General features: G+C 73.4%; 16 protein-coding genes and 1 pseudogene. 7 read left to right on the top strand and 10 right to left on the bottom strand.

The genetic code is table 11. The features are described 5' to 3' along the window. Positions 1-42 precede the first annotated feature (42 nt). Positions 43-444: pseudogene (locus ACIP67_RS28130) on the bottom strand (hypothetical protein); the annotation flags it as partial. A 1,021-nt stretch (positions 445-1,465) separates the two neighbouring features. On the opposite strand from ACIP67_RS28130, the gene ACIP67_RS28135 reads away from it, so the two are divergent. Next, positions 1,466-2,140, top strand: coding sequence for a class F sortase (locus ACIP67_RS28135; protein ID WP_401695637.1), 675 nt, complete (start codon positions 1,466-1,468; stop codon positions 2,138-2,140). Between the two features lie 63 nt (positions 2,141-2,203). Here ACIP67_RS28135 and ACIP67_RS28140 read toward each other — a convergent pair whose 3' ends face one another. Continuing rightward, entirely contained in the window at positions 2,204-3,043 is an 840-nt protein-coding gene (locus ACIP67_RS28140) for a polysaccharide deacetylase family protein (RefSeq protein WP_401695638.1), read from the bottom strand. Between the two features lie 160 nt (positions 3,044-3,203). On the opposite strand from ACIP67_RS28140, the gene ACIP67_RS28145 reads away from it, so the two are divergent. Further along, positions 3,204-3,665, top strand: a complete 462-nt coding sequence (locus tag ACIP67_RS28145) for a universal stress protein (RefSeq protein WP_389517637.1) — start codon at positions 3,204-3,206, stop codon at positions 3,663-3,665. Positions 3,666-3,759: 94 nt separating this feature from the next. Here ACIP67_RS28145 and ACIP67_RS28150 read toward each other — a convergent pair whose 3' ends face one another. Beyond that, positions 3,760-4,911, bottom strand: a complete 1,152-nt coding sequence (locus ACIP67_RS28150) for a CapA family protein (RefSeq protein ID WP_401695675.1) — start codon at positions 4,909-4,911, stop codon at positions 3,760-3,762. Between the two features lie 244 nt (positions 4,912-5,155). Between ACIP67_RS28150 and ACIP67_RS28155 the strand changes: the two genes are divergently transcribed. The 3 genes from ACIP67_RS28155 (at position 5,156) to ACIP67_RS28165 (ending at position 7,158) form a co-directional block, all read left to right on the top strand. Continuing rightward, positions 5,156-5,704, top strand: coding sequence for a sigma-70 family RNA polymerase sigma factor (locus ACIP67_RS28155; protein WP_401695639.1), 549 nt, complete (start codon positions 5,156-5,158; stop codon positions 5,702-5,704). Positions 5,705-5,840: 136 nt separating this feature from the next. Further along, entirely contained in the window at positions 5,841-6,356 is a 516-nt protein-coding gene (locus ACIP67_RS28160; protein WP_401695640.1) for a hypothetical protein, read from the top strand. 151 nt (positions 6,357-6,507) lie between these two features. After that, positions 6,508-7,158, top strand: coding sequence for a zf-HC2 domain-containing protein (locus ACIP67_RS28165; RefSeq protein WP_401695641.1), 651 nt, complete (start codon positions 6,508-6,510; stop codon positions 7,156-7,158). 43 nt (positions 7,159-7,201) lie between these two features. On the opposite strand, the gene ACIP67_RS28170 is transcribed toward ACIP67_RS28165, so the two are convergent. Continuing rightward, positions 7,202-8,065: an Fpg/Nei family DNA glycosylase gene (locus ACIP67_RS28170; RefSeq protein WP_401695642.1), complete on the bottom strand. Its 864-nt coding sequence runs from the start codon at positions 8,063-8,065 to the stop codon at positions 7,202-7,204. 31 nt (positions 8,066-8,096) lie between these two features. Further along, positions 8,097-10,184, bottom strand: coding sequence for a SpoIIE family protein phosphatase (locus ACIP67_RS28175; RefSeq protein ID WP_401695643.1), 2,088 nt, complete (start codon positions 10,182-10,184; stop codon positions 8,097-8,099). Positions 10,185-10,339: 155 nt separating this feature from the next. Here ACIP67_RS28175 and ACIP67_RS28180 point away from each other — a divergent pair, with 155 nt between their 5' ends. Then, complete coding sequence (locus ACIP67_RS28180) at positions 10,340-11,761, top strand: lipase maturation factor family protein (protein WP_401695644.1); 1,422 nt, start codon at positions 10,340-10,342, stop codon at positions 11,759-11,761. 154 nt (positions 11,762-11,915) lie between these two features. Here the strand turns inward: ACIP67_RS28180 and ACIP67_RS28185 are convergent, their stop codons facing one another. The 4 genes from ACIP67_RS28185 to ACIP67_RS28200 all read right to left on the bottom strand — a co-directional run bounded on the left by ACIP67_RS28185 (position 11,916) and on the right by ACIP67_RS28200 (position 15,916). Next, entirely contained in the window at positions 11,916-12,749 is an 834-nt protein-coding gene (locus ACIP67_RS28185; RefSeq protein WP_401695645.1) for an amidohydrolase family protein, read from the bottom strand. A gap of 82 nt (positions 12,750-12,831) precedes the next feature. Beyond that, positions 12,832-13,818, bottom strand: coding sequence for an aldo/keto reductase (locus ACIP67_RS28190; protein WP_401695646.1), 987 nt, complete (start codon positions 13,816-13,818; stop codon positions 12,832-12,834). Beyond that, entirely contained in the window at positions 13,815-14,573 is a 759-nt protein-coding gene (locus ACIP67_RS28195) for an SDR family NAD(P)-dependent oxidoreductase (RefSeq protein WP_401695647.1), read from the bottom strand. Before ACIP67_RS28195 ends, ACIP67_RS28190 begins: the two co-directional genes overlap by 4 nt. Next, positions 14,570-15,916 (bottom strand): L-fuconate dehydratase, encoded by a 1,347-nt coding sequence (locus ACIP67_RS28200; RefSeq protein ID WP_401695648.1) that lies wholly within the window; start codon positions 15,914-15,916, stop codon positions 14,570-14,572. Before ACIP67_RS28200 ends, ACIP67_RS28195 begins: the two co-directional genes overlap by 4 nt. Before the next feature lie 149 nt (positions 15,917-16,065). Between ACIP67_RS28200 and ACIP67_RS28205 the strand changes: the two genes are divergently transcribed. Beyond that, entirely contained in the window at positions 16,066-16,854 is a 789-nt protein-coding gene (locus ACIP67_RS28205) for a FadR/GntR family transcriptional regulator (protein ID WP_401695649.1), read from the top strand. A gap of 224 nt (positions 16,855-17,078) precedes the next feature. On the opposite strand, the gene ACIP67_RS28210 is transcribed toward ACIP67_RS28205, so the two are convergent. Further along, a complete protein-coding gene (locus tag ACIP67_RS28210) occupies positions 17,079-17,252 on the bottom strand; it encodes a hypothetical protein (protein ID WP_389517614.1) in 174 nt (57 codons plus the stop codon). Positions 17,253-17,682: the final 430 nt, after the last annotated feature.

The raw sequence follows: 17,682 nt of genomic DNA on the forward strand, positions 1-17,682 counted from the left end.
CCTGTGCCGCGCGCGGCCCACGGGGTGCCCCTGACGGCGCCGCTAGAGGCGCCGTTCGGCGCGGCGCCGCATCCAGAAGACTCCGCCGCCGACGACGGCCGCGGCGACGAGTCCGCCGCCGATGGCGATGTCGGCCGGGGTGGCACCGCTGGAGCTGCTGCCGCCCAGACCGCCGCGGACGCCGCCGATGACGGTGAAGGCGGCCGGGTTCGTCAGGGTGCGGCCGTTGCAGTTGACGGTGATGCTGTGCGAGCCCGGGCTCGCGTTGCTGTTCACCGTGGTGGTGCCCCGCGCCGTCCCGCCGGCGTTGTTGACCGGCGACAGGTTGGCACTGCGGAAGGCGTCCGAGCTCATGGTGCCGCCGTTGCGGCAGCCGTCGACCGTGACGGTCAGCTGGCCGCCCGGGGCCACGACGTTGGGCAGCGCGACGATGTTGCTCGGGCCCAGGCCGAAGTGGTTGTTGCCGTTGCCGCCGACGTTGCCGCCGTGGCCCCCGTTTCCGTTCCCGTTGTTCCCGTTGTTCCCGTTGTTGCCGTTCCCGCGCCCGTTCCCGTTGTTCCCGTTGTTCCCGTTGTTTCCGTTGTTCCCGTTCCCGGGCCTGTTCCCGTTCCCGTTGTTGCCGTTCCCGTTGTTGCCGCCGAAGTTGTTGTTGCCGTTCCCGTTGCCGCCGTTCCCGTTACCGCCGAAGTTGTTGCCGTTCCCAGGCCCGTTCCCGTTGTTGTTGCCGGAGTTGTTATTGCCGAAGTTGTTGTTGCCGTTACCGGGCCCGTTCCCGTTGTTGTTGCCGAAGTTGTTGTTGCCGAAGTTGTTGTTGCCGTTCCCGTTGTTCCCGCCGAAGTTGTTGTTGCCGTTCCCCCCGAAGTTGTTCCCGTTCCCGTTCCCATTGCCACCGCCGCCGCCCCCGTTCCCCCCATTCCCTCCGTTCCCGTTCCCGTTGTTCCCGTTTCCGTTGTTCCCGTTGCCGCCGAAGTTGTTGCCCGGGCGGCCGCCGTCGTTGCCGCCCACGCCGGCGAGGCCCGTGTCGATGTTCAGACTGCCCGGACTGGGGATGCCGTCCGCGACGGCCACGGGGGCGGCCAGCCCGAGGACGGCGGCCGCGGTGGCCGCGGCCACGAGGGCGCGTGTGTTTCTCATGTGATCCTCCGCGGAAGGCGCCCCGGGGACCGTCCCCGGCATGTCGGCGAGCGAACGCCTCCCGTCACGACCCTCAGTTGCTCCGCACGCGCCCGCATTTCGGGAATGGTCCGTCCTGGTGAGGGGACATGCCGGGCGCACACCGTGTGATCGATATCGCCGCAGGTCACGGACTGTCAGAAATTCTTCGTCGGCTGCGACTCGGATGGCGCACGCAAGGGCGGGGGGCCACCCGTTCGGTGCCGCCCCGTCGCCGGTTCCCGCTCCGGCACTTAGCGTTCTCGTATGCGCGGAGGGACGTGGCGACGGCCGCGTCGAAAGGGGATGGCGAATGGCTGGGTACGGGCTGTCCGGGATGGCGGAGGAAGAGGAGGTGCGGCCGAGGAAGCGCGCCCCCTGGGGAGTGATAGCGCTTGTTCTGCTGACCGGTCTCGCGCTCATCCGGAATGGTTCGGGGGAGTTCGACATCGGTCCGCCGCAGCCCGCCTCGGCGGCGGCCGCGGACGGCCGCACCGCCCAGGGCGCCGTCGGCGGGGCCCCGGCCCCGCTGTCGCACAGCGTGCCCGCCCGGATCCGGATCTCCGCCATCCAGGTGGACGCCCCGGTCATGGCGGTCGGGCTGGACACCGACGGCTGGGTCGGCGCTCCCCCGCCGGAGGACCCGAACCTGGCCGGCTGGTTCACCGGCGCGGTCACACCCGGCGAGAAGGGGACCGCGGTCGTCGTCGGCCACGTCGACAACCATCAGGGCCCCGCCGTCTTCTACGGCCTCGGGGCCCTGAAGAAGGGACATCACGTCGAGGTGGTGCGTCAGGACGGGAAGACGGCCGTCTTCGAGATCTACGGAGTCGAGGTGTTCGCGAAGAGCGGCTTCCCCGGTGACCGGGTCTACGCCTCCAAGGGCGCCGCGGAGCTGCGGGTGATCACCTGCGGCGGCGGTTTCTCCAAGGTGAACGGATACGAGGCGAACGTGGTCGTCTTCGCCCGCCTGGCCGAGGTCCGCTGACACGCCCCGGCCGGGCGGGCGGACGGCCCGCCCGGCACCCCGCCTCCGACACGGCGTCACCCGTCAGTCGGGGGACAGGTACGGCACGGAGATGTGGTAACCGGAGTCCAGCAGCTGCGGCAGATAGGTGCGCAGGGCCCGCACGCTCTGGGTGCGGTCGCCCCCGGCGTCGTGCGAGAGCACCACGACGCCGGGACCGGCGCCGTCCTCCACCCGGTCGACGATGGTGCGGGTGCCGGGGGTGGTCCAGTCGAGGGAGTCCACCGTCCAGGCCAGCGGTTCCATGCCGAGTTCGGCCCCGAGCTGGAACGCCGAGCGGTTCCAGGCGCCGTAGGGGGCCCGGAACCAGCGGGGGCGCTCGCCGCAGAGGTCCTCGACGACCTCGCAGGTACGGGACATCTCGCGGCGGATCTGACGCCGGGTGAGCCGGGTGAGCAGGGGGTGGGACCAGGTGTGGTTGCCGACGACGTGCCCCTCGTCGGCCATCCGCTCCAGCAGACGGGGGCGCGCCGCGGCCATCTCCCCGCACACGAAGAACATGGCGCGCACGTCGTACTCGGCGAGGGTGTCGAGGATGCCGGGCGTGTAGCGGGGGTCGGGGCCGTCGTCGAAGGTCAGCACCATGGTCCGGCCGCGGCCGGTGATCCGCAGCAGCGGAACCCGCCGCACCGGCGGACGGCGGAGCGCGGCGGCCGGCGGGAGCGGTCCGGCGAGCGGCTGGAGGCGGTAGGCGGAGGGGTTCATCGGGAGGCGGTGCGCCGGGGCGCCGGCGGCCGGGGCGGCGGTGCGGACCGGCTCGCCGCCCGTTCCCCACGCCAGCAGCCCGGCCGTACCGGCCGTACCGACGGCGGCGGAGCCGGCGAGCAGCATCCGACGGCGCGTGAACATCTGATCCTTCTGCATGAGTCATCAGTCGCCCGGCGGGCGCCGGGCGGCCCCCGCCGACACCGGGGCGGCCTCACGAATCCACCCGCCCGGCGCAGTGGCGGGTGCCGGGCCCGACACCCCTTGCGACCCGGCCGGGCCCGGACGTCCCGACAACCGTTCGGATAACCTCGGGGCCGTGACGGAACAGCACTCCTCCGCGTTCGAACGGGGCACGGACGGTCCGAAGGTCATCGTCGCCGGTGTGGACGGCTCGGACTCCTCCCTGCGCGCCGCGGCCTACGCCGCCGGTCTGGCCCGGCGGCAGCGCGCGCTGCTGGCCGTCGTGTACGTGCAGCCGGTGATGGCGGCGGGCGCGGTGCTCGGGGCGCCGGTCGCGGACACGACCGACGAGATCGCCGACGACATCGTGGCGCAGATCCGGGACTCCGCCGAGCGGCTGAAGGGGATATTCGACGTGCGCTGGGAGTTCCACACGTTCCGCGGCGACCCCTACAACGGTCTGGTGCGGGCGGCGGACGAGCTGAAGGCGGACGCGGTGGTGGTGGGCGCCTCCGAGCAGGCGGGCCACCGGATCGTGGGGTCGGTGGCGGTGCGGCTGGTGAAGGCGGGACGGTGGCCGGTGACGGTGGTGCCGTAGCGCCCCCGGGGCTCGGGGAGCGCACGCCCCGGGCCCCGGCACACCCTGCGCCCCCGCACCCCTCGCACCTCCCGCACCTCCCGCACCCCCTGCATCACCCCTCCGTCACGAGGCCGTCCTCGGCCGCGCCCCGGCTGAGCACGACGTCCCTGATGCGGTCGCGCAGGCCCCGCGCGTCGGCTCCCCGGGCGACGGCCTGGTCGAGGCTGATCACCCGGCCGGCGTCGACGTCGAACGCGTAGGGGACGAACGCGGCCCGTGTCACCTCCCAGCGGCCGCCGGGCCGGGCGGGCGCGGAGAAGGTGAACCGGGCGAGGCTGGACTGGTTGCCGCGCGGGTCGGGCCGGCCCCCGCGGTCCGCCATCGCGCCGGCGACCTGGTTCCCCAGGCCGTAGACCACCCAGGTGCCGTTGACCTTCTCGTACGGCTGCGGGACGTGGGCGTGGGTGCCGAGGATGAGGTCGATGTCGGGGCGGCCGTCGGTGCGGGAGGCGGTGAGGGTCCGGGCGAGGGAGAGCTGGACGCCGTCCGGTGCCTCCTGCCACTCGGTGCCCCAGTGCAGGGAGACGACGACCACGTCGGCGCCCGCCCGGCGGGCGGCCCTGGCGTCGGCGAGGACCCGCTTCTCGTCGATGCGGCCGACGGCCCAGGGCTGCCCCGCGGGGAGCGGTCCGCCGGCCGCGCCGTGGGTGTAGGCGAGGTGGGCGACCTCGGCGGGGCCCGCGCGCAGGAGGGTGACGGAGCCCGCCTCGGCCTCGGTGCGGGCCGTGCCCGCGTGCCGTACGCCGGCGCCGTCGAGGGCGTCCAGGGTGCGGCGGATGCCGGCGGCGCCGTCGTCGAGGCTGTGCTCGGAGGCGGTGGAGCAGCCGTCGTAGCCGGTGGCGGCGAGGGCGTCGGCGATCTCGGGCGGGGACTTGAAGAGGGGCTGGGCGGTGTACGCGCCGTCGGCGCCGTAGACGGTCTCCAGGTGGCACAGGGCGAGGTCCGCGCCCAGGACGTCGGCGCGGGCGCCGTCGAGCAGGGGGCGGAAGTCATGGCCGCTGCCGCGGGCGTCGAAGCGTGCCCGGTCGATGACCGAGGTGTGCGGGAGGACCTCACCGGTGGCCACGAGGGTGAAGCCGTGGCCGGTGGACGCCGCCGGGGCTCCGGGCCGGGCGGCCGGCCCCTGTTCGTCGGCCCGGCAGGCGGCGGCCGAGGCGAGGAGGGCCGTCAGGACCGCGGCCACCAGGTGTCTGCGCGCGAACACCGGATCACCCCACTTCGTACAGCTCGTCATATTTACGCACGTATCACTACTAATTCATGACCTGACCCGTGCGGCCCCGGCGCTCCCTCCGCCCGGCCGCGATGCGCGCGATCGGCGTAGCCGGGACCGGCTCGCGCGGCGGACGGGACCGTTCGTCGAACCGTTCGCCGACGCGATCGACCGTCCGTCGCAGACCCGTGTGCGCGGCCTGTCCCTCCCGGCCGCCCTGCGGTGCCATACGCGCATGACCGCCGCGCCCCTCCTCACCGCCAGGCCGACGACCGCCGAGCACGAGCTCGCCGCGCTCCAGCGCGAGCACGGACGGCCGCTCTACGCGCTGCTGCTGAGGCTGTGCGACGGCGACCGCCAGCGTGCGGAGGACCTCGTCCAGGAGACCCTGGTGCGCGCCTGGCAGCATCCCGAGGCCCTGCGCGCCGACGCCTTCGACTCCGTACGGCCCTGGCTGCTCACGGTCGCCCGGCGGCTGGCGATCGACGCGCGGCGCGCCCGGCAGGCCCGGCCGGCCGAGGTCGGGGACACGGTGCTGGAGAACGCGCCCCTCTGCGACGACCACGCCGAACGGGCGGTCGCCACCCTCGACGTGCGCGAGGCTGTGAAGACCCTCACGCCGGAACACCGTGAAGTCCTGGTGCTGGTGTATTTCCGAGGGGCGAGTGTGGCGGAAGCCGCCGAAACCCTCGGAATTCCGCCGGGTACGGTGAAGTCCCGCGCGTACTACGCGCTGCGCGCCCTGCGCCGGGTGCTTCCGGGTTACGCGCCCGACCTGGGCTGAAACCCACGATCGAGTCAAGCCTCCGTAAAGCGCCTTGCCGACGCCCCCGGTTGAGTAATCGGGTGTCCTTATCCGTGTTCCGGATGAGGGTCCCGGCACCGGGCGACGCGCAGGCACCGGAGGAAGGCAGGAAGGGATGCTGCACAGAGGTCATCAGAGCACGGACGGCACCGACGGCGGTGAACTGACCGTCCCCATGGCCTGGTTGTACGCCGAGTACATCGCCGACGAACTGCTGCGGACCGGCGATCTGATGCCGCCGACGTCCTTCGAGTTCCGCGCCGGGCGCGATGCCCTGGCCCTGACCATCTTCCTCTCCGACACCGACGGCGAACTCCCCGGCATCCGGGTCGTCACCCAGTTGGAGACCTGGCTGTCGCTGACCGCCTACGACCAGCCGTGGCAGAGCTGGGTGGCGGAGCGCATGGCCCGGCTGGCCGCCCTGGCCGCCGAGTCGGGCAGACCCGCGCCCGATCTGGAGCTGGCGTCGGCGGCCTGGCGCTGGCTGGAGGAGACCGAGCTGCTCGCCCCCGACCTCGACGCGGTGCCGGGGGGCGCGCAGGGCGCCGGCGAGGACGAGGGACCGAAGGTCTGGACGCCCGCCTGGCAGCTCGGACTGCCCCTCGGACACCTCGCGATCCACCTCTTCTGAATCCCCTTCCGCATCCGACCAATCCGCGGGCCCGACCGCTCCGAACATCTGGGTCACGATTTGGTACGGGCCTGAGTGAATCCCCGGCCGGGTGCGTACCGGTGGGAGCAAGGAGTAACCCCACTGGCACTCAACGGCACGAGGTTTCGGCATGAGGTCCCTGGAGAGGCATCGTGACGTCGGCGCGTACGCGCTGGGCGTGCTGGACGAGGCGGAGGCCTTCCGTTTCGAGGACCACCTCATGGAGTGTCCTCGGTGCACGACGCAGGTCACCGAGTTCGGTGCCACCACCCGGCAGCTGATGCTGTACCGCCGGGCGACCCCGCGCGCGGTGCACCCCTTCGCCGGACCGGGACCGCGGCTGCTGGACCGTCTCCTGGGCGAGGTCGCGGCCCGGCACCGGACCGCCAGGAGGCGGCGGCTGTACGCCGTGGCCGCGTCGGTGGTGGTCGCCCTCGCCGTCCCGGCGACCGCCCTCGTGGCGGCCGGCGGCGAGAAGGCGGTCCGGGTCACCGCCACCGACGAGAAGTCGGGCGTGTGGGCCCAGGTGACGACCGCGAACGAGGTGTACGGCAGCCAGGTCGAACTGAAGGTCAAGGACGCCGCCGGCCCCCGCGTCTGCCGTCTGGTCGTCGTCGGCCGCGACGGGTCCGAGCAGACGGTCACCAGCTGGAACGCCCCGCACCACGACGCCCGCCCCAGCACGATGAGGGGCGGCGCGGCCCTGCACCCCGAAGAGATCGCCCGGTACGAGGTGCGCACCGAACTGGGGGAGCTGCTGGTGCGGCTGGACGCACGCTAGGGCACCTCTGCGGCTGCTTGCCCACGCCAGGGCACCTCTGCGGCTACTTGAGCAGTTTGGACATCCTGCGGTCCGCGAGCGGCTTGCCGCCCGTCTGGCAGGTCGGGCAGTACTGGAGCGACGAGTCGCTGAAGGACACCTCACGGATGGTGTCGCCGCAGACCGGGCAGGGTTCGCCGGTGCGGCCGTGGACGCGCAGGCCGGTCTTCTTCTCCGCCTTCAGGTGGCCGGCCGCCACTCCGCGGGAGCGTTCGACCGCGTCCGTGAGCGTGGTGCGCAGGGCCTCGTAGAGGGTGTGGGTCTCCGGCGCGGTGAGGGAGGCGGCGAGTTTGAAGGGGGACATCCGCGCCGCGTGCAGGATCTCGTCGCTGTAGGCGTTGCCGACGCCCGCGATGAGGGACTGGTCGCGCAGGGCGCCCTTGAGCTGCCGCCGTTCCCCCGCGAGGAGGGCGGTGAAGCGGTCCTCGTCGAAGTCGGGGGCGAGCGGGTCGGGGCCGAGGCGGGCCACGCCGTCCACGTCCCGAGGGTCCCGCACGAGGTGGACGGCGAGACGCTTCTGGGTGCCGGCCTCCGTCAGGTCGAAGCCCTCGCCGGTCTCCAGGGCGACGCGGAGGGCGAGGGGGCCCTTGCCGGGGCGGGGCGGGCCGTCCGGGAGGCGGTCCCTCCAGTGCAGCCAGCCCGCGCGGGCGAGGTGCGTGACGAGGTGCAGCCCGCCGGCCGTCTCCAGGTCGAGGAACTTGCCGTGCCGGCGCACGGCCGTGACCTCCCGGCCCTCCACGGCGCTCAGCGGGGGGTCGTAGGTCTTCAGGACGCTGACGGCGACGGGCAGGACGCGCACGATCTCGTGGCCGACCAGGTGCTCGGCCAGGAAGTCCTTGAGCGCTTCGACCTCGGGCAGTTCCGGCATACGTCCAGGGTGCCATCGGTGCACCCGCCGTTCAGGTCCGCCGTCCCACCGCGAACTCGCACCACACGCACTTGCCGCCGCCCCGCGCCTCCACGCCCCACCCGTCGCTGAGCAGGTCGACCAGGAGCAGGCCCCGTCCGGACACGCCCGACTCCCCCGCCTCACGGCGGCGCGGCAGGGCGCTGGAGGAGTCCTCGACCTCGACGCGCAGCCGGCGGCCGGTGCCGTTCAGGACCCGCACGGTGACGATCGCCGCGCCCTCGGTGTGCATCAGGGCGTTGGTGATGAGCTCGTCGGCGATCAGTTCGATCTCGTCGGCGCGGTCGCGCGCGCCCCAGGCGCGGACGGCGGCGCGGATCATGTGCCGGGCGCCGGTGAGGGCCTCGGGGTCACCGGGGGCGACGTGCTGCTGGAGCCGGCCCCCGGTCCGCGGGGTGTCCGGGCTGCGGCGCCGCAGCAGGAGGAGGGCGACGTCGTCGTCGCCGCCGCGGTCCTCGGCCATGTCGATGAGGAGGTCGGCGAGCCGGCGGACGTCGTCGGGGGCGGCGGCGATGAACGCGGTCAGGGCGCGCATCCCGTCGTCGAGGTCGGTGCCGGGCTGTTCGACGAGGCCGTCGGTGCACAGCAGCAGGGTCTGCCCGGGGTCGAGTTCGAGGGTGGCGACCGGATACGTGAGGCTGCCGAACTCGGCGGACAGGCCGAGCGGCAGCCCGCCGGGTACGGTGACGCGCCGGCAGGTGCCGTCGGTGCCCCGCACCAGCGGGTCGATGTGGCCCGCCCGGACCACCTGCACCACGCCGGTGGACAGGTCGGCCTCCGCGTACAGGCAGGTGGCGAAGCGGTCGGTGTCGAGTTCGTGCAGGAAGACGGAGGCACGGGCCATCACGGTGGCCGGGGGGTGGCCCTCGGCTGCGTAGGCCCTCAGGACGATCCGCAGCTGGCCCATGACGGCGGCCGCGTGCGTGTCGTGGCCCTGGACGTCGCCGATGACGGCGCCGACGCGGCCTCCGGGCAGCGGGATGAGGTCGTACCAGTCGCCGCCGATGTCCCGGCCGTGGGTGCCGCCGATGGTGGCGGCGCGGTAGCGGACGGCGACGTCGGCGCCGGGCACGCCGGGGATGGTGCGGGGCAGCATGGCCCGCTGGAGGCCCTGGGCGATGTCCTTCTCCTGCTCGTAGAACATGGCCCGTTGCAGGCTCTGGGCGATGCTGCTGCCCAGGGCGACGAGGATGTTGCGCTCCTCGGGAGTGAAGCCGCGCCGGTCGTTGTAGAGGAGGCCCATGGCGCCGATCGGGCGGGCCTGGACGATGAGCGGCAGATAGGCGGCCGAGGTGATCCGCAGGTCGGTGAGGTGCGGCCACAGCACGGGGTAGCCGGCGGCGAACTCGTCCGGCGACTCGATGAAGCGCGGGGTGAGCGTGCGCACGACCTCGCTCATCGGGTACGGCTCGTCGATCCGGGTCACCAGGGTGCCGGGGACGAAGCTGCCCTCGGGGCCCTCGGCGATCAGCCGGACGCGGCCGGCCTCGACCAGGCCCATGACGAGGCTGGCCGCGCCGAGGTGGGTGAGGCCGTGGGTGTCCTTGAGGACGTCGATGACGTCCTGCACCGTGCGGGCGTGCGCCAGGGCGGCGGTGGTGAGCTGGACGACGTTGGTCTGCTCGCGGCGCGCGATGTCGAGGGCGGCCTCCTGACGGCGGGCCGCGAGGTCCCGGATCTCCTCGGCGGCGTCGCGGACGATGCCGATGATCCGGCGGGGGCGGCCGGTGCCGTCGCGCCGGATGTAGCCCTGGGTGTGCGTCCAGCACAGCCTGCCGTCGCGGCGCCGGACGCGGAAGTAGGCGCCGTAGTTCTCGCTGCCGTCCTTGATCGCCTGGGCGACCAGGGCGTCCAGACGGAAACCCTCCGTCGGCGGGACGCGCACGGACAGGCTCTCCGGGCGGCCGTCGTACTCCTCCGGAGGGATGTCGAAGATCTCGTGGGCGCGGGCGTCCATGTGGAACAGCCCGGAGTCCAGGTCCCAGTCGAAACTGCCCATGCGGTTGAGCGCCAGGATCGGATCCGGGTGGGCGGGCCAGTCGTCCGGGAGGGACAGCGCGCTCGCTCCCCGATCAACCATGCGCCCACCTTGCCAGGGTTTGCCGGATTCTTCGACCGGTGGGCGGGGGAAGGCGTAGGGGGTGCGGCAGGCCGCCGGAGCGCGCGGGTCGCGGGGGCGGGGGCATGGGGCACGGGCAGTGACCGGCGGGACAATGGTGAGAGGAGCGCACGGCCGTGGAGTGGTTCACCGCACCCGAGTACTGGATGAGCCGGCTGGTCTTCCAGCGGGCCCTGGCCGGGGTGTATCTCGTGGCGTTCCTGGCAGCGGCCCGGCAGTTCCGCCCGCTGATGGGTGAGCGGGGGATGCTGCCGGTGCCGCGCTTCACCGCCCGGGTGCCGTTCCGGCGGGCGCCGAGCCTGTTCCACTGGCGCTACTCGGACCGTTTCTTCGCGGTCTGCGCGTGGACGGGCTGCGCGGTGTCGGCGGTCCTGCTGGCGGGACTGGACGGGTTCCTGCCGCTGTGGGGCGCGATGCTGCTGTGGCTGGTGCCGTGGGCGCTGTACCTGTCGATCGTCAACGTGGGCCAGACCTGGTACGGCTTCGGCTGGGAGTCGCTGCTGCTGGAGACCGGCTTCCTCGCGGTGTTCCTCGGCAACGACGAGGTGGCTCCGCCGTTCGTGGTGCTCTTCCTGCTGCGCTGGATCCTGTTCCGGGTCGAGTTCGGCGCGGGCCTGATCAAGATGCGGGGGGATCCCTGCTGGCGGAACCTGACCTGCCTGGACCACCATCACGAGACGCAGCCGATGCCGGGCCCGCTGAGCTGGTTCTTCCACCATCTGCCCAGGCCCCTGCACCGGGTGGAGGTGGCCGCCAACCACGTCGTCCAGCTGGTCGTGCCGTTCCTGCTGTTCGCCCCGCAGCCGGTCGCGACGGCCGCCGCGTCCCTGATGGTCCTCACCCAGCTGTGGCTGGTGCTGTCGGGCAACTTCGCCTGGCTGAACTGGATCACCATCGTGCTGGCGGTGCCCGCGCTCGCCCTGCCCGGCGAGCCGCCGTCCCTGCCGGACGCCCCGCTGTGGTACGTCGTGGTGGTGCTCGCCGTGGCCGCGTTCCTGCTGTTCCTCAGCCACCGCCCGGTGCTCAACATGCTCTCCCGCGGCCAGGTCATGAACCGCTCTTTCGACCCGCTGCACCTGGTCAACACCTACGGCGCGTTCGGCAGCGTGAGCCGTGTCCGCCACGAGGTGGTGATCGAGGGCACCCTCGACGACGTGCCGCGCGAGGAGTCCGACTGGCGGGAGTACGAGTTCCGGGGCAAGCCGGGCGACCCGCGCCGCTGGCCGCGCCAGTTCGCCCCCTACCACCTGCGGCTGGACTGGATGATGTGGTTCGCCGCGCTCTCCCCCGCCTACGCCGGTTCCTGGTTCGGCGCGCTCGTGGAACGGCTCCTGGAGAACGACCGCGCCACGCTGCGCCTCCTGCGCCGCTCCCCCTTCCCGCCCGACCGCCCGCCCCGCTACGTGCGCGCCCGCCTCTTCCGCTACCGGTACACGACCTGGCGGGAGCTGCGGGAGACGGGCGCGTGCTGGGAGCGGACCGTGGTGCGGGAGTACCTGCCGCCGACCCGGCTGACGACGGTGACGCACAGGCCGTAGACACCGGTCGCGGTGGGTCGCATGCCGTAGACACGGGTCTCGGTGGGTCGCAGCCGTGGACGCGGGCGGCGGTGGCGGTGGCGGTGGCGGTGGCGGACAAGCCGTGGACGCGGGCGGCGGTGGTGGACAAGCCGTGGACGCGGGCGGCGGTGGGTCACAGGCCGTAGACGCGGGCGGCGGTGGCTCCGAAGAGCTCGGTGCGCTCCGCGGCGCCGAGTCCGCCGGTCACCGTCCGGGCGGCGTCGAGGACCTCGCCGTAGGAGGCGGCCAGGGTGCACACCGGCCAGTCGGAGCCGAACATCAGGCGGTGCGCGCCGAAGGCTTCCAGGGCCGCGTCGGTGTACGGGCGCAGTTCCTCGGGCGTCCAGCCGGCGGGGTCGGCCTCGGTGACCAGGCCGGAGAGCTTGGCGGCCGTGTTGGGCAGGGCGGCGAGGGCGCGCAGGTCCGACTCCCACGGTTCGCGGGCGCCGGAGGCGACGGGGGGTTTGCCGAGGTGGTCGAGGACGAAGGTGAGGCCGGGGTGGCGGGCGGCGGCCCGGACGCAGGACGGGAGCTGGTGGGGCAGGACGACCAGGTCGTAGACGAGGCCCGCGTCGGCGACCGCGGCCAGTCCGCGCCGGACGTCCGGGCGCAGCAGCCAGTCGGGGTCGGCTTCGGACTGGACCTGGTGGCGGACGCCCTTGAGCCGGCGGCCGCCGGGGAGTTCCCGCAGCCGGGCCAGTTCGTCGGCCACGTCGGGGCGGGTGAGGTCCGTCCAGCCGACCACACCCGCGACGAGGTCGTGCGCGGCGGCCAGGGCGAGGAGTTCGGGGGTCTCCTCGGCCACGGTGACCGTCTGCACCAGCACCGTGCGGTCGACGCCCGCGGCGCGGGCCTCGGGTGCCAGGTCGGCGAGGCCGAAGTCGCGCCGGAGCGGGCTGTCGCCGTCGATCCAGTCCTGGTCGCGGACGGAGAGGTCCCAGACGTGGTGGTGCGCGTCGACCGTCATCGCGGCTCCCGCACGGCGGGCGGGACGGCGGGCGGGACGGCAGGTGGGGCAGCTGGTGGAACGGCGGGTGGAACGGCGGCCCTCATGACGGCTCCTCGGCGGGGACGGGCGCGTCGGGCGGCAGGAGGCCCGTCCGGCGCAGCTCCCGCCAGTAGGCGGCCGGGACCGTCGCCGCGAACCGCCGTGCGCAGTCGTCGGCCTCGGCCGCCGAGCGGGCGCCGACCAGGACGCTCGCCACGGCCGGGTGGGCGGCGCAGAAGGAGAGGGCGGCGGCCCTCAGGGTGGTGCCGTGGCGTTCGGCGACGGCGCTCAGCCGCCGGGCCCGCTCGATCAGCTCCCGCGGCGCCTGCGCGTAGTCGTAGGTGGCGGTCGCTCTCGGGTCGGCCAGCAGGCCCGAGTTGAACGGACCGCCGATCACCACCGAGATGCCGCGTGCCGCGGCGGCGGGGAGGAGCGAGGTGAGCGCGCCCTGTTCCAGCAGGGTGTACCGGCCCGCGCACAGCACCACGTCGACGTCGGTGTCGCGGACGAAGCGGGTGAGCATCGCCGTCTGGTTCATACCGGCGCCGATCGCGCCGACCACGCCCTCGGAGCGCAGGCGTTCCAGGGCCGGATAGCCCTCGCGGAAGGCCTCCTCGGCGTGGTCGTCGGGGTCGTGGAGGTAGACGACGTCGACGCGGTCGAGGCCGAGGCGGTCCAGGCTCGCCTCCAGGGTGCGGCGGATGCCGTCGGCGGTGAAGTCCCAGACGCGGCGGGCGGTGGCGGGTACGGCGAAGCCGTCGGCGAGGTCGTCACCGGTGCCGTCGGCCGGTTCCAGGCGGCGGCCCACCTTGGTCGACACCGTGTACGCGGCGCGCGGGTGCTCGCGCAGGGCGGCGCCGAGCCGCCGTTCGGACAGGCCGAGGCCGTAGTGGGGGGCGGTGTCGAAGTAGCGGACGCCCTGGCGCCAGGCGGCGGCGACGGCCTCGTGGGCCTGCTCGTCGCCGACCTCGGTGTAGAGGTTGCCGAGGCCGGCCGTGCCGAGGCCCAGGCGGGTGACCTGGACGCCGCTGCGGCCGAGGGCGTTCACCGGCGCTCCGCCGGCCGCAGGCGCAGGCCCTGCATACCTCCGTCGACGGCGAGGGCGGTGCCGGTGGTGGCGCCGGACAGGGGGCTCGCCAGGTAGGCGATGGCGCCCGCCACCTCGGCGGCGCTGACCAGGCGGCCGGTGGGCTGGCGGGCCTCCAGGGCGGCGCGTTCGGCGGCCGGGTCGTCGGCGGCGTCGAGCAGACGGCCGATCCACGGGGTGTCGGCCGTGCCCGGGTTGACGCAGTTGACGCGGATGCCCTCGCGGACGTGGTCGGCGGCCATGGCGAGGGTGAGGGAGAGGACGGCTCCCTTGGTGGCGCTGTAGAGCACGCGCTGCGGCAGGCCGGCGGTGGCGGCTATGGAGCAGGTGTTGACGATCGCCGCGTGCGCGGAGCGGCGCAGGTGGGGCAGGGCGGCGCGGGCCGTGCGGACCATGCCGACGACATTGACGTCGAGGACGCGGTGCCACTCGGCGTCGTCGTTGTCCTCGACGGTGCCCTGCGCACCGATGCCGGCGTTGTTGACGAGGACGTCCAGGCCGCCGAGGTCGGCGACGGCCGCCGCGACGGCGGAGCGTACGGAGGGGTCGTCGGTGACGTCGGCGCGGTAGCCGCGCAGCGGCTCGCCCACACCCGTCGGGTCCAGGTCGAGGACGGCGACCCGGGCGCCGCGTTCGGCCAGCAGGTCGGCGGTGGCCCGGCCGATGCCGGAGGCGCCGCCGGTCACCACGGCCCTGAGTCCCTCGAAATCGGTCATGCCGTCCGCTCCTTCTCGTGCGCCGCCAGGTCGGCGGCCCAGAAGGTGCCGCCGGGGAACGTGTACCGCGCGATCGACTCGGGCCGCATGGCGGCCGAGAAGCCCGGCGCGGTGGGTGCCGCGTAGTGACCTTCCCTGATCACCACGGGGTCGAGGAAGTGGTCGTGCAGGTGGTCGACGTATTCGATCACGCGGTCCTCGGTGGTGCCGGAGAGCGCGACGTAGTCGAACATCGCCAGGTGCTGGACGAGTTCGCACAGTCCGACGCCGCCCGCGTGCGGGCAGACCGGCACGCCGAACTTGGCTGCCAGCAGCAGGATCGCGAGGTTCTCGTTGACGCCGCCGACCCGGGCCGCGTCGAGCTGGAGGATGTCGAGGGCGCCGGCCTGGAGGAGCTGTTTGAAGACGACGCGGTTCTGGACGTGCTCGCCGGTGGCCACCTTGACCGGGGCGACCGCCTCGCGGACGGCCGCGTGTCCGAGGATGTCGTCGGGGCTGGTGGGCTCCTCGATCCAGTAGGGGTCGAACTCGGCGAGGGCGCGGGTCCAGCGGATCGCCTCGCCGACGTCCCAGCGCTGGTTGGCGTCGACGGCGAGCCGGATGTCGGGGCCGACGACGGACCGGGCGACGCGGCAGCGCCGTACGTCGTCCGCGAGGTCCGCGCCGACCTTGAGCTTGATCTGCCGGAAGCCGTCGGCGACGGCCTCGCGGGCGAGGCGGGTGAGCTTGTCGTCGTCGTAGCCGAGCCAGCCGGCGGAGGTGGTGTAAGCCGGGTAGCCGGTGGACTTCAGTCGTGCGGTGCGCTCGGCCGCTCCCTGCCGTCCGCGGCGCAGCAGGGCGAGGGCCTCGTCGGGGGTGAGGGCGTCGGTGAGGTACCGGAAGTCGACCTGGCCGACGAGCCACTCGGGGTCGGCGTCGGCGAGCAGCCGCCACAGGGGCTTGCGGGCGCGTTTGGCGGCGAGGTCCCAGACGGCGTTGACGACCGCGCCGATCGCCATGTGCATCACGCCCTTCTCGGGGCCGAGCCAGCGCAGTTGGCTGTCGCCGACCAGGGCGCGGCTGAGGGTGCCCGGGTCGGCGCACAGCTCGTCCACGGACCGGCCGACGACGTGCGGGCGCAACGCCTCGACGGCGGCGACCTGGACCTCGTTGCCCCGGCCGATGGTGAAGGTGAATCCGTGTCCCTCGTGGCCGTCGGGGGCGTCGGTGCGCAGGACGACGTAGGCCGCCGAGTAGTCGGGGTCCGGGTTCATCGCGTCGGAGCCGTCGAGTTCGCGGGAGGTGGGGAAGCGGATGTCGTGGGTGTCGACCGCGGTGACGCGGGCGGGGGTCGAGGACGCCATGCCGCATATTTATCAGACCACTTGCCGTCGCCGACACCCTTGACACGGCAGATTGTCGCTCTCATACCTGAAGTGGTCCGACCACATCGATGGCTAGACTGCGGCGGACCGGCGACAGGAGAGAACGCGCCGGTGACGGGAGAGACGACGTGAACAAGGCCGACGGGACCGACGGGAGCCGGCCGGGCGGACCCGCCGCCCCGAGGGGAACGGTGACGCAGCGCGCCATCGAGCGGATCAAGGCGATGATCGCGGAGGGCCTGCTGGAGCCGGGCCAGCGGCTGCCCACCGAGCGCGACCTCGCGGCGCAGCTGGGCATCTCCCGCAGCTCGATGCGGGAGGCGATCCGGGCACTGACCGTACTGGGCGTCCTGGAGGCGCGGCACGGTTCCGGCATCTACGTGACGCAGCTTCAGGCCGGCGACCTGCTGGAGACGTTCGGGGTGGTGGCCGATCTGTCGCGCGGCCCGCGGCTGGTGGAACTGCTGGAGGTGCGGCGGGTGCTGGAGTCGACGGCGACCGCGCTGGCCGCGGCCCGCATCACCCCGGAGCGACTGGCGTCCGTGGAGGGCCACTTGGCGGCGATGAACGCGACGGACGACCCGGAGGAGATCCTCGCCCACGATCTCGCCTTCCACCGGGAGATCGCGGCGGCCGCCGGCAACGAGACCATGGCGGCGGTCCTGGAGGGCCTCTCCTCCCGCACCTTCCGCGCCCGGGTCTGGCGCGGCTACCGGGAGGAGGGTGCCTTCGACCGTACCCGCCGTGAGCACGCGGCGATCCACCGCGCCCTGGCCGCCCGGGATCCGGAGGCGGCACGAGCGGCGGCGGCCGCGCACGTGGGTGCGGTGGAGGAGTGGCTGCGGGCCCAGCTCGGCGAGGGGGCGGCCGCGCCGACGGGCCGCACCGGACCCGAGCCCGGCCGGCCGGGTTCCTGACGTACGACGGTGATCCGACCCGGCCCGACCCGCCCCGATCCGCCGACCCGATCCGACCCGCCGACCTGAACCGTCGGCTCGGCCCACGGCTCGGGACGACATCCACCGGAAGCCGTTCCGCGTGCCGCTCGGACGGGCGGCGGGGTCTGCATGGGCGTGTCACACGCACGCCCATGCGTCAGCCGATGGGGAGGGTTCGCGAGGGGTGGTTCACCCGCGCGGGGTCAGTCCACGCTGGGCAGGATGTGGGGCTCGGCGAGGTCCTCCTCGTAGCCCGCGAGACGGATGGGGGCCGAGCGGGCCCACACGTCGAGGCTGCCGATGTCTCCGGGCCTGCGGCCGGCGCGCTCCGCGCGTTCCTTGGGGCGCTGTTCGCGATTCGTCGTCTCCGGTGTCACCGCGCACTCCTTAAGTGTCGGATCACCCTCGGGCGTGCCGGTCGGTCTGCATCGGTCCGGCTCGGCGCGTCCTCGGGTCTGTCTGTCTGAAGGCGGTTCGGACGCGGTGGCGCCGGTGTTTCCGAGGAGAGCAGGCCGTGGTGAACCGGCTGTCCCGTGACGGACCGTGGGTGTGGGGTGGCACTCCGTTCTGCTGTCCGTCCGCTACAGATTAACCAAATGAGCGGAGGGTCGCTCGATAGGGCTGAAAATTTGGGGTAACCATGGCAAGTCGCCCCTGTGTCCCCGCAGGTGAATTGAACCCTTTCACCCACTCTTACGCCCTTTGAGCTTCACTCGAACGGACTACAGCGGGGACGGCCCGCGCTCCATCGCCGCGCCGCCCGGATGCCATTGCGCCCCGCTACGACGACCGGGACGGCTCACCGCG

The sequence above is a fragment of the Streptomyces sp. NPDC088812 genome, from assembly GCF_044750285.1.
In the GTDB taxonomy this organism is placed as follows: Bacteria; Actinomycetota; Actinomycetes; order Streptomycetales; family Streptomycetaceae; genus Streptomyces.